Source organism: Alkalibacter rhizosphaerae (genome assembly GCF_017352215.1).
Lineage (GTDB): Bacteria > Bacillota > Clostridia > Eubacteriales > Alkalibacteraceae > Alkalibacter > Alkalibacter rhizosphaerae.
On the sequence record NZ_CP071444.1, the window covers coordinates 1,246,784 to 1,259,333 of the forward strand.

The window sequence follows — 12,550 nt, forward strand, 5'->3', positions numbered from 1 at the left end:
TGTCTTACTTGTTGATGGCGTCTTTCAGCGCTTTTCCTGCTTTAAATCCAGGTGCTTTGGACGCAGCAATGGTGATCTCTTCCATGGTTTTTGGGTTTCTTCCTTTTCTTTCCGCTCTTTCCCGTACATCGAAAGTACCGAATCCTACCAATGAGATCTTGTCTCCCTTTTGCAGTTCCTCTGTAACTACTTCAACAAAAGCATTCAGGGCTTTCTCACAATCTTTCTTTGCAATATCTGTCTTTTCCGCCATAGCAGCAATCAATTCCGCTTTGTTCATGGTTTTCCCTCCTGGTTTCTTATTGATTTATTGTTATATATGTCCCTATTCAGAGAATCGAAACATATTTGTTACCTTACTGTAGCTTCCTTTTGGCTTGTTGCCAACGTTCTTCCAGTGCCATCAGGTCCAGATCTTCCACCTGTCGGCCGGAAGCAATGATGTCTTCTTCCATGATCCGGAAACGATCCATGAATTTGTCCGTTGCCTTTTCCAGCACTTCCCGAAAATCCAGATGGAGCAAACGAATGACGTTGACCATGGAAAAAATCAAGTCGCCGGCTTCTTCAAAAACGTGGTCCGAATCGCCGGTTTCCATGGAGTCACCAAGTTCTTCCAGCTCTTCTGCCACTTTCTCCAAGGCATCTTTTGGGTCTTTCCAATCAAATCCCACCACCGATGCCTTCTTTTGCGCTTTTTCCGCCCGCAGATAGGCAGGAAAGTTTCTGGGGATGTCCAACATCTGGACATGGATCCGGTCGTATCCTTTTTCTTCACGCTTCAGCCGTTCCCACACTTCCATGTTGAAGGCATCTTTGTCCTCCTGGGCAAATACGTGAGGATGTCGGTTGATCAGCTTGGTGACGATGGCTTCCGTCACATCGGCCATATCGAACAAGTGCTCTTCTTTTCCGATCTGGCTCAGAAAAACCACTTGCAAGAGCAAGTCGCCCAGCTCTTCGCACAAACCGTCCCAATCCTCTCCCTCGATGGCGTTCACCACTTCGTAGGCTTCTTCGACGACATACTTTCGCAAAGAAGCAAAGGTTTGCTTTTGATCCCACGGGCATCCATCGTCGCCCCGCAATGTCTCCATGACGGCCATCAAGCCTTCCAGGCTACGGCTGTGGACTCTTGGTTCCGGAGGCAGATACAAACTGGTCAGATAGCTGATCTGGTCGCTTCGGTCCAAATCGTGAAGGGGGATCTTTTCCACCACTTCACCAGGGAGCCCTGCTCCGTGGACAAGGTATACTTCCTTGTCTTCCCGGCCGAGAACATCCATCAGATGCAGTTTCACCTCAGATGCAACAAACCGGTCGTAGACCTGGGTCACTACGATCCCCATGTGAAAAGGCAACGATCCGCTTTTGATGGTCAATGCGTCCACCATGCATAATCCATGAATGGGATCGATCCGCAGGCTGTGGACCATGGAATCAAGGAAGCTCATGGACGGAAAGGACTTCACATCCACTACGCACTGTTTATTATCTAATACTTCGTAGAGTATTTCAACACTTTTTTCCGCAAAATAGGGGTGTCCGGGCACTGCATAGACCAAATCGCCGTGTTTTTTTGCCTCTTCCTGCAAAATATGAGCGATCTTTCGGTACACTTCATCAAAGGACTCCTCTGCGTCGTAGACCCAGTCGAAGGATTCCAAAACCACCCCCTCTTCCAGCAATCCTTCCACTGCCGGATGCTTCAAGGTTCGAACAAATACTTTCTTGGCTTCTTTGATGATGCGGTAGGTCTCCAGGGTCATGTGTTCCAGGTTGCCGGGACCCAGTCCCACCACGATTATGGTATTTTTCATGGTCGATCCTTTCCGGTGATTTTTTCGTAGATCCGCATCAGCCGGTTTCTTCCCGGCATCATCTGGATCTCTTCCGCCGTCAATCCCTTGATCAGAAGCAAAATGCCGAAATAAACGCCGATGCACAGCAGGATGGAGACCAGTACCGCCCCTGCATTGCCAAGGAAGCCATAAAGCCCCTTGTAGGCAAAGAACCCGAAAAGGCCCATGATCAGGGAGGCCGCCGCCGGTTTCACCACCGTCTGCACCACGTGGATCCGAACGCCGGTGATGCGGCGAACGCTACGGTAATTCAGCACGCAGACCACCGAATAGGCGGCGATGTTGCTGATGATCAGCCCATAGATGTTGATGGATGGAATGGGTACGAAGATAAAGTTGAAAAGCAGGTTCACACCCAAGGCAGGCAGCAAGTGGAACATGGGCAGGTTGAACCGGTCCACCCCCTGCAGGATGCTCTGCAGCGTGTTTGCAAACATGATCAGGATGGTGCTGTAGGCGAAATACTTCAATATCCCGCCTCCATAGACCGAATTGGGAAACAGCAGGGCAAAGATCTGATTTGAAAACACAGACAGTCCCACGGCACAGGGCAGGGCGATGAGGATGATGACCCGCAGTCCCAACTCCGTCTTGTGCTTGATCCCGATCTTGCTTTTTAGTGCAAAGGATTCGCTGATGGCCGGCACTAGGGTGATGGACATGGCCGTACTGAAGGTCAACGGGACGTTGATCATGGTTTGGGCCAGACCGTAATCTCCGAACATGATGGTGGCAAGCCGGCCATCCACCCCTGCCAGACTCAAACGGGAAACATAGGTGAAGGAGTTGATGATCCCAAACAGGGAAACGATGGCGGAGGTCATGGTCACCGGAATGGCGATCTGGGCCAACCGCCGCAAGATCTTCTTCCGGGATTCTTTAGGAAAGACTGTCGTTTGCCGACCCATGACGCCCTTGAAATCCTTCATGAAAATAAGATAGGTAAATACCAAAAAGGCAAAAGCGCCAATGGCTCCAAACAAGGCGCCGGAGGATGCTCCACCCGCCCCCTCTGCCTGACCGAAGTTGTTGGTCAAATAATAGCACAAGCCGATCCCGAAGATCACTCGAACAAAGGCCTCCACGATCTGGGATACGGCCGTAGGCGTCATCCGCTGCATCCCCTGGAAAAATCCCCGGAAGCCGGACATGAGGGCCACCAAAAACGGGGCAAAAGCCAGACCCAAGATGGAATAGTAACTTTCCTCTTCCCAGTTGGCCAAGGCAATGATGGAATCGGCTCCAAAATACAGCAGGGTGGTGGTCAGCGCCCCAACAACAAACAAAACGGTCATGGAAACCTTGAATACCTGCATGACCCCCTGGTAATTCTTCTCCGACGCCCGCTCGGCGATCATTTTGGAAATGGCGACGGGAACGCCGATGATGGATATGGTCAGCATCAGATTGTAAATGCTATAAGAGTTGTTGTAAAGTCCCATGCCGTAACTGTCCAAGATCCGGCCGATGGGCACCTTGAAGAAAAGCCCCAGCATTTTGGCAATGATGCCACCGGCTGCAATGATGCTCGCTCCTTTTATGTAAGACCCTTTGCTCATCTTCTTCCTCCACCAATGGTCATTCTATTTCCATCCATTCATAGCTTGTCGTAATGGACATCCACGTCTCGTTTCTCAAATGCATCCTCTACAAACGTCCGGTAGAATTCCCCTCTTTTTTCCGACAAGGCCCGTTCTTGGACCAGATCCGACACCTCTTCCAGGGGGATGGGATCCATGGGTTCTTTTCCGTACACGTATCCAAGATAGGCCCGGCCATCCGTTTCCACCAGCGGCGTCCATTCCCCGATGGCCGCATCAAACAAGGCGTCTGCAAATGGCACCTCTACATCGGTGTAAAAGACCGGACCAAAATCTCCGGAGAACAGGACGCCATCGCGATCCTTGTAGGTTTCGAATACTTCCTGGCCATCGTCCATTTCCCGGACGTCTTTCTCCACCGCTGTTGCGGTTTCAAGATCGGCAAAGACAAAGCCTTTGGCATGGACCGTGGAATAATTGAAAAGTTTCAAGTGCCCGTTGTAATACTCCTCCATTTCCGTTTGGGAGACGGACACCTCTTTTGTCACTTCTTCGTAGAGCTCATAGATCACCTGGTTCTCCCTGGAACGTTTTACTAGGAGGGCTTCCAGCTTTTCCGGATCCATGTCGTATTCATCCAGCAATTCCGACAAGGTTCCTTCGTCATACATGGTGGTAATGGCATCCATTAGCATCCTGGCCTCTTCGTCGGCTGCTGTGTCATCGCCCTCGACGGCGCGTTCCTGTGCTTCCTCCAACAAGACGACGCTTTCCAGCAGGTTGTCCATGAGGTTTTTTTTCAAATTTTCGTAGGCTTCTCCAGTGCTTGGCATGGGCGTTTGGGACAGGTCATAACTGATTTGGGTCAACAGCAGCTGGCCTTTCCATTCTTCTTCGGTGATGACCACCTCGTCCACTTTGGCCAAATAACTTTGGGAGGAGGTGCATCCCACCATCAACAACACCGAGATCAATACAGCGATCCATCTGAATTTTTTCATCCTCATGCTCCTGTTACAGCCTGGAAGGATAGGTGGTCACCTTGTATTGTTCCAGCAATTGGTCCATGTGGACTTCAAAGGGATCCTGGATCTCTTCCTTTTCAATTTCCGCTTCTTCTTTCGCCTTGGTCATTTTCTCCGTATAGAGTTCCATGGCTTTTGCCGCCACCAGGCCTTCCCGGATCTCGGAAGTTTTCTCTTCCAGGGTGGGGATCTCAGCCGTATGCTGGTCGTATACGTAGATGATGTGGTATCCGAATTCCGTTTTCACCGGTACGGTGGATACTTCTCCCGGATCCATGGCAAAGGCTTGTGCGGAAAACTCCGTCACCATCTGCCCGAAGGAAAAAGCTCCCAGATCCGCTGCTTCTTTTACCTCCTCATCTTCTTTGGCCAGTTCAAAGGCCGTTTCAAAAGAGGCGACATCTGTAATGGTCTCAAGAAGCGCATTTGCATGGTCTTCCGACTCCGTCAAAATGTGTTTGGCGGATACGGTGTCCGTATCGTAGCTGCTTTTGTGCTCGTCGTAATATTCTTTGATCTCGTCGCTGGTCACCGTCAGACCCGTTTCCAGACTCTTCTGGTATTTTTCGATCAGGACCGCTCGCTTTGCATCCTCTTCCAGCATGGCGTCGTAGGTCGCCGTCGTCAAATAGTAATCCGCCAGATAGGTCTCCAAGGTCTCTTCATTGAAGTAGGTGGAAAAGTTGGCCTTCATTTCCTTGGACATCTCTTCGATTTCCTCGTCGCTGGCAGTCATTCCCTCTTTTTCCGCTGCTGCCGCCATGAGACGGGTCTCGGCGATCTTGTTTTGGATCTCTTCATAAATGAAACCCAGGCTTTCGCTGTCGCCGGGCAGACCGGAACCTGTGCCCAAATAGTATTCAAACTCCACCATGCTCAGTTGATAGTACAATTCCTCTTTTTTTATGGTTTGACCATCAACGGTCATGATCACTTTATCCAACTCTGCCGAAGCGTCTTCCCGAAGGGTTTCCGTAAAGTTGGCGATGGCGGCGTTGGCATACTTTACATCTTCCATGTACTTTCGAAAGAAAGATTCAAATTCTTCCCTGGTCATGTAATTGTCTTCCAGGATGCGAAGGTATTTGTCCTCCCCCAATCCCTCCAGAAAAGTTGTCAATAATTCGTCCGCCTCTTCCGAAAGACCCTCCAGGTCCACTTCCAGGTCCAGTTCTTCCGCCTGCTTGCGAAGGATGTTTATCTCCACCATGGTATCCAAAAGATCTTCCTTCATGGTCTTCAGGCTGTCCCCTTCCGGCATGGTATAGCCGTTCACCTCATAGATCAGGGTGTGGTAGGTCAAGTACTTGTTGTATTCCTTTTTTGCGATCTCTTCGTCGCCCATTTCCACGACGATCCGTTCCATGTCTTTTTCCGTATCTACCTGTATCAAGCTGCATCCGGCGACAGTCACCAGAAATGCAATGATCAGCAGCAGGGTCAAATATCGTTTTCTGTTCATATTCTATGATCCACTCCTCACTTGGTTATCCCATATTATAACGGATACTCCTGTTTTTTTAAATCTTTAATTTTTTCGATCAAAGATCGCAATGGCGACAGGTTGGCCCGTCCCGCACCGGCCCTGGGGATGGACAGGGTCATTTGGGCGTCTGTCGGATTGAATTTTACTTGTTCCGTCTTAATCAATTCTTTAATCTCCAACGGTTCCAGATAATGTCCCTGTGCAAAGACCAGACGGATCTGGTCCCGGCTTTCCTTGATCTGCTCCACGCCGATGTGGGCGGCCATGTTTTTGACCAGGGCGATGTCGATCAGATTCAACACCGGTTGGGGAAGATCTCCGTATCGGTCGATGAGTTCTTCCCGAATTTCGTCGGCTTCCTGGCTGGTGTCGATGCCGGCGATCTTTCGATAGGTTTCGTATTTTTGTTTTTCGCTGTCGATGTACCGGCTTGGCAGATAGGCATCGATCTTCAATTCGATGGATGTCTTGAGTTTTTCCGGCGTTGCCTCTCCCTGCAATTCCTTGACGGCATCTTCCAGCAAACGGGTGTACATTTCGTATCCGACGGAGAGCAGGTGTCCGTGCTGCTCCGGCCCTAGAATGTTGCCGGCACCACGAATCTCCAGATCCCGCATGGCGATCTTGAATCCGGAACCAAAATCCGTAAAATCCTTGATGGCTTTGAGCCGCTTCTCCGCCACTTCATGAAGGGCCTTGTCCCTCTTGTAGGTGATGTAGGCAAAGGCAAGCCGGTCCGAACGGCCCACTCGGCCCCGAAGCTGGTAGAGTTGGCTCAACCCCATCTGGTCCGCATTTTCCACCACCAGGGTATTGGCCCGGGCAATGTCCAGTCCGCTTTCCACGATGGTGGTGCAGACCAGCACGTCAAACTGATGGTCGATAAAGTCCATCATGACGTTTTCCAGCCGGGCTTCCCCCATTTGTCCGTGGCCGATCTCCACTCTGGCTCCCGGCACCAGCTGGCGGACCCGCTGGGCCACTGCATCGATGCCATGGACCCGGTTGTAGACATAATAGACCTGTCCGCCCCGGGCGATCTCCCTTTCGATGGCATCCTTGATGATGACATCGTTGTACTCCATCACATACGTTTGGACCGGCGACCGGTCGTGAGGAGGTTCGTCGATGACGCTCATGTCTCTTGCACCCACCAGGGACATGTGAAGTGTCCTGGGGATGGGAGTGGCCGTCAAGGCGATGACGTCGATATTTGCTTTCAAGGCCTTGATCTTCTCCTTGTGCTTGACCCCGAATCGTTGTTCCTCGTCGATGATCAACAGTCCCAAATCTTCAAAGACCACATCCTTGGACAACAACCGATGGGTTCCGATGACGATATCCACCCTTTTTTTTCGAATGTCCTTGATGATCTGCTCCTGCTGGCTTTTGGTGCGGAATCGGGACAACATTTCAATGCGCATGGGGTAATCGGCAAACCGTTGGACAAAATTGTTGAAGTGCTGTTGGGCCAACACCGTAGTAGGAACCAGGATCGCCACTTGCTTGCTGTCCATGACCGCTTTGAATGCGGCCCGGATGGCCACTTCCGTTTTCCCGTATCCCACATCGCCGCAGATCAACCGGTCCATGGGAACGGGGCTTTCCATATCCTGTTTTACATCTTCAATGGCTTTGATCTGATCTTCCGTTTCTTCGTAGGGAAACTTTTCTTCAAACTCCCGCACCCATTCGTTGTCGGGGGATAGGCATGACCCTGAACACTTTTTCTACGGGCATACAATTCCACCAGTTCTTTGGCCAGATCTTCCACTGCTTTTTTTGCATTGGATTTGACCCGTTTCCACTCTGCTGAATCCAGACGGTTGAGTTTGGGTTCTTTCTCCCCAAAGTTCATGTAGGTCTGGATGGCCTCCATTTGATCGACGGGAATGTAGAGGTTGTCGCCTTTTCCGTAGGTCAGTTTGAGAAAATCCTTTTTGATCCCTTCGATGGCGATCTGCTCGATCCCCATGTACATGCCCACCCCGTGAACATCATGGACCACATAGTCGCCCACCTGCAACTGGGTGAAGTGCTCGATTTTCTTGCCTTTACCTCGTCGTTTCTTTTTCTTTCGGGTCTCTTTTTTGAAGATCTCCTGATAAGTGAGCCAGACCACTTTGTCCTTGTACAGTTCAAAACCCTTTTGGATCCCGGATCTCACCAGATGGACGCTGCCTCTGTCCGGATCCGATTCCTTCCACTCCTGGGTAAAGGCGATCTGGTATCCGCCCAGCATTTCTTTCAGGGCGGATAATTCCCTGGGATCTTCATAACTGACGTATACGTGGTATTCTTTGGCGAACCAGTCGGTGATCTGGTCTGCCAGGGCACCCACTCTTCCATAAAAGGAATAGATCTCCCGGCTGGCCACATCCACTTCCCGATCCACCGGATAGGTGTCGATCCGCTTGTGGAGCCGCTGAAAAACCAGAAGGTGAAAGGACTGAAGCTTCTTTTGGACCTGGTAAGGTTCCTGGATGGCTTCCAGCATGCCCGGTACTACCGATCCTTTTTCCAGCAGATTCACGTACTCTTCCTGAATGTGCTGATAAGATTCCTGAAGCAATTCGGCAAACCCGTCTGCTTCATCCATGAAGATCCGCTCCTGGGATCCAAACCAGTCCAGCAGATCCACCAGAGGTTGAGAACACCAGGGGATCAGGGAATACCAGTTTTTCATTTGCCTCTCCCGGATCTTCTCCGCCAGCTCTCCAAATCCCTTTTTCACGTCCTTGTTTTTTGTATTGCGCCGGCTTTCCATCAAAGCTTCCAAGGCCCCGTCATGCATGGCGGCCAGTTCCTCTTCCTTTAACAATACTTCCCTGGCGGGATGGATGATGATCTTTTCCAGTTTTTCCACGGATTTTTGGTCCTCCGGGCCAAAGATCCGAATGGAATCCACCTCGTCGTCGAAAAATTCGATGCGATAAGGCTGAGTCGCTCCAATGTCGAAGACATCCACGATGCCGCCCCGAAGGCCGAATTCTCCCGGATGCTCCACCTGTTCCGCCCGTTGATACCCCAGAAAAGTCAGCTTTTCCACCAAGGTCTGATAGGCGATCTGTTCTTCCACCTTCAAAGATAACCGGCTTTTTCGAAACACTTCTTTCGGACTCAACTTTTTTGTAAAAATATCCGGCGTGGCAAAGACCAATAGCCCCTTCTCCTCGGAGATCCTGGCCAGGGCCGCCAACCGCTCCCGAGTCACTTCCTTGCTTCGGTTTTCCAGAAACAGATCATGATAGGGTTCCGAAGGCAGGTAGCAGCCTCTTTTCGGGTCGATGGAATCGACGATCTTGGCATATGCCTTTGCCTTGCTCTCGCTGGCGCATAAAAACAGCTGGTTTTTCTTGTCTTGAACCAGGGCCAATCCAAAAATGACCTTTACCGGGTCTTCACAATGATAAAGTCCAACTCCCCTGCACTGTTCCTGATAACACTGGTGGAGAGCATCCATGGTTTTTGTTCTTTTCACGATTTGCAGCAAACGGTCTTTGATTTTTTTCACCTCCAACGGGACACGGCCCGGCATGGGTGCCGGGCGGGTGTGTTCCCTGGTATATTATCCATTATAACGATTCATGGCTTCCTGAACGTCCTCTTCCAAAAAAACTTCCACTGCTTCCGCTGCCCGCCGGACTGCTTCCTCCACCACAGGCTCTTCTTCTTTGGAGAACCTTCCCAGCACATAGGCCGCCAGGTCACCAAATTCCGGTTTTCCTACGCCGATGCGAAGTCGGGGCATTTCGTCGCTGTTCATCTGATAGATGATGGACCGCATGCCATTGTGGGTCCCTGCACTGCCACTGGGCCGGATTCGGATCTTTCCCACTTCCAGATCCACATCGTCGTAGATCACCAGGATGTCCTCTTCATCCAGCTGGTGGTATTCCACCACGTCCCGGACTGCTTCTCCGCTTCGATTCATATAGGTTTGGGGTTTGACCAGGAGCACTTTCTCCCGGTTCAACCAGCATTCCCCCACCAATGCGCCGTGTTTGCTGCGAAAGGAGACCTGATGTTTTTGCGCCAACCGGTCGATCACGTCAAATCCGATGTTGTGGCGGGTCTTTTCATAGCGTCGTTCGGGATTTCCCAATCCAATGATTGCTTTCATGTTTTCACCAACTGCTTTAAATTTCTAAAAAGAAGAGACAAGATCCCTTGTCTCTGTTTTTCAATCGAACAATGTGCTGACGGATTCGCCCAAATGGACCCGCTTGATGGCTTTTGCGAACAGGGATCCCACTGAAAGGATCTTGAACTTGTCCAATATCTTTTCATCGGGGACATCGATGGTATTGAGCATCACCAATTCCTTGATGGCCGATCCCTCGATCCGCTCCACTGCCGGTCCGGACAAGACGCCGTGGGTACATGCCGCATACACTTCTTTTGCGCCCATTTCCTTTAACGCATTGGCACCATTGCATATGGTCCCAGCCGTATCGATCATGTCGTCCACAAGGATGCAATTTTTCCCCTTGACGTCTCCAATGATGTTCATGATCTCCGAGACGTTGGCTTTGGGCCGTCTTTTGTCGATGATGGCCAAAGGGGAATTGAGCATTTCCGCCAGCTTCCTGGAACGGGGAACGCTGCCGGCATCCGGGGACACCACCACCAGATCCGTCATTTTCAAAGATTTATAATAATCTCCAATGATGGGCAGGCCCAGCAGATGATCTACGGGAACGTCGAAAAATCCTTGGATCTGTGTGGCATGAAGGTCCATGGTGATGACCCGGTCCGCACCGGCCACAGTGATCAGATCCGCTACCAGTTTTGCTGTGATGGGATCTCTTGATTTTGCCTTTCGATCCTGTCTCGCATATCCGTAATATGGGATCACCGCATTGATCCTGCCTGCCGATGCTCGTTTCATGGCGTCGATGCTGATAAGCAGTTCCATCAGGTTGTTGTTCACCGGGTATGACGTGGATTGGATGACAAAAACATCGGATCCACGTACGGTTTCATTCAAATTGAAGGAAATTTCTCCGTCGCTGAAGGTTTTCAACGAGGCATCCGTCAATTTCATCCCCAAATTATCCGCAATTTCTTTCGCCAACTTAATGTTGGAGTTTCCCGAAATGATTTTCATTTCTTGAAATTTTCCATCCATTTATACTCTTCTCCTTTTTCGGTTATTCTTCTATTTTTCTGCTTCGGTCGCTGTAATATCCTTCTTTGTTGGTCTGCCGGCTCCTGGCGATGGCCAGGGAATCCTCCGGAACATCTTCCGTGATCGTGGAACCTGCTGCAACATAGGCTCCTTTTTTTATCGTGACAGGGGATACCAGATTCACGTTGCATCCCACGAACACGTCGTCTTCCACCACGGTGATGTGCTTGTCCACGCCGTCGTAGTTGACAAAAACAACGCCGCAACCCAGATTGACGTTTTTGCCCACGACTGCATCCCCCACGTAGGTGAGATGGGACGCTTTGGAACCGTCGCCGAAACGGGCATTTTTCAGCTCCACAAAATCACCGATCTTCGCGTTGCTGCCGATCCTGCAATTGGGACGAACGTAGGCATAAGGCCCCACCTTCGTTTTGTCTCCCACAGAACTTTCCATCAAGGTGGAGGATTGGATCGTGACCTGGTTGCCGATGATGCAGTTGGTGATCTTCGACTGCTCCAATATCTGGCATTCCTCGCCGATGGCGGTTTCCCCTTCCAGGATGCATCCGGGATAGATCACCGTGTCCATGCCGATTTTTACATGTTTTCCGATGTAGGTGGCTTCCGGATCCAAAATGGTCACACCGTTTTCCATATGAAATTCATTGATCCGACGCCGCATGATCTTTTCCACCTGGGCCAGCTCCACCCGGGAATTGACCGCCTTGATGCTTTCCACATTGGTGGCCCAAGTCCCCGTCCGCTTTCCCATGCCGTTGAGGATCTCAATGACATCCGTCAGGTAATATTCCCCATGGGCGTTGTCGTTGGTCAAGGATTCCAATGCTTCGATCAGGTCATCGCTTTTAAAACAGTACATGCCGCTATTGATCTCCCGAATGTTTTTTTCCAGGTCGGAAGCATCTTTTTCTTCCACGATCTTCCGAATGTCCCCTTCTTCATTCTTCAGGATCCTGCCATACCCTGTCGGGTTTTCCATGATCGCCGTCAATACGGTGGCACTGTTGCCTTCTTGCTCATGGATTCTCATCAACTCCGCCAACGTATCCCCTTCGATCAACGGGGCGTCTCCAACCAGGACCAGCACAGCAGACCCGTCTTTGGGCAGGAGTTCTTTCGCCATCATCAAAGCATGGCCCGTACCCAGTTGCTGCACTTGTTCCATGTATCCCACCCTGTCGCCCAGGGCTTGTTTCACCAGTTCTTTCCCATGGCCGATGATCGCATGGATCTCCTCTACCGCTGCGTCTTCACAGCTTTCGATCACATGCTCGATCATATACTGACCTGCGGCTTTATGCAATACTTTCGGTATGGATGATTTCATCCGGGTTCCTTTTCCCGCCGCCAGTATCAACGCCATCTTGCGCATTGCACGCACCTCCAATTATCATTTTCCAGCACTAATATTATAAACTTTAATGGTGCTTTTGTATACAACCCTGACCCATCTTCTCTTTTTTCCCATGAAAAAAGGAGCT

General features: G+C 50.6%; 10 protein-coding genes. All 10 read right to left on the bottom strand.

The window, feature by feature from the left end:
• Positions 1-4: 4 nt before the first annotated feature.
• The 10 genes from hbs to glmU all read right to left on the bottom strand — a co-directional run bounded on the left by hbs (position 5) and on the right by glmU (position 12,441).
• Complete coding sequence (gene hbs, locus J0B03_RS06185; RefSeq protein ID WP_207298776.1) at positions 5-280, bottom strand: non-specific DNA-binding protein Hbs; 276 nt, start codon at positions 278-280, stop codon at positions 5-7.
• 76 nt (positions 281-356) lie between these two features.
• Positions 357-1,820: a bifunctional methyltransferase/pyrophosphohydrolase YabN gene (yabN, locus tag J0B03_RS06190; protein WP_207298777.1), complete on the bottom strand. Its 1,464-nt coding sequence runs from the start codon at positions 1,818-1,820 to the stop codon at positions 357-359.
• Positions 1,817-3,421, bottom strand: a complete 1,605-nt coding sequence (locus J0B03_RS06195) for a putative polysaccharide biosynthesis protein (protein WP_207298778.1) — start codon at positions 3,419-3,421, stop codon at positions 1,817-1,819. Before J0B03_RS06195 ends, yabN begins: the two co-directional genes overlap by 4 nt.
• Positions 3,422-3,459: 38 nt before the next feature.
• Positions 3,460-4,404 carry a peptidyl-prolyl cis-trans isomerase gene (locus J0B03_RS06200; protein WP_207298779.1) on the bottom strand — a complete coding sequence of 315 codons (945 nt, stop codon included), beginning with the start codon at positions 4,402-4,404 and terminating at the stop codon, positions 3,460-3,462.
• Positions 4,405-4,417: 13 nt separating this feature from the next.
• Positions 4,418-5,890 (bottom strand): SurA N-terminal domain-containing protein, encoded by a 1,473-nt coding sequence (locus J0B03_RS06205; RefSeq protein ID WP_207298780.1) that lies wholly within the window; start codon positions 5,888-5,890, stop codon positions 4,418-4,420.
• A gap of 35 nt (positions 5,891-5,925) precedes the next feature.
• Complete coding sequence (mfd, locus tag J0B03_RS06210) at positions 5,926-7,602, bottom strand: transcription-repair coupling factor (RefSeq protein WP_207298781.1); 1,677 nt, start codon at positions 7,600-7,602, stop codon at positions 5,926-5,928.
• Positions 7,533-9,428, bottom strand: coding sequence for a CarD family transcriptional regulator (locus tag J0B03_RS12500; RefSeq protein ID WP_246798221.1), 1,896 nt, complete (start codon positions 9,426-9,428; stop codon positions 7,533-7,535). Before J0B03_RS12500 ends, mfd begins: the two co-directional genes overlap by 70 nt.
• Positions 9,429-9,482: 54 nt before the next feature.
• Positions 9,483-10,037 (bottom strand): aminoacyl-tRNA hydrolase, encoded by a 555-nt coding sequence (gene pth / locus J0B03_RS06220; RefSeq protein WP_207298783.1) that lies wholly within the window; start codon positions 10,035-10,037, stop codon positions 9,483-9,485.
• A gap of 60 nt (positions 10,038-10,097) precedes the next feature.
• Positions 10,098-11,045 carry a ribose-phosphate diphosphokinase gene (locus tag J0B03_RS06225; protein ID WP_207298784.1) on the bottom strand — a complete coding sequence of 316 codons (948 nt, stop codon included), beginning with the start codon at positions 11,043-11,045 and terminating at the stop codon, positions 10,098-10,100.
• A gap of 22 nt (positions 11,046-11,067) precedes the next feature.
• Positions 11,068-12,441: a bifunctional UDP-N-acetylglucosamine diphosphorylase/glucosamine-1-phosphate N-acetyltransferase GlmU gene (gene glmU, locus J0B03_RS06230; RefSeq protein WP_207298785.1), complete on the bottom strand. Its 1,374-nt coding sequence runs from the start codon at positions 12,439-12,441 to the stop codon at positions 11,068-11,070.
• Positions 12,442-12,550 lie beyond the last annotated feature (109 nt).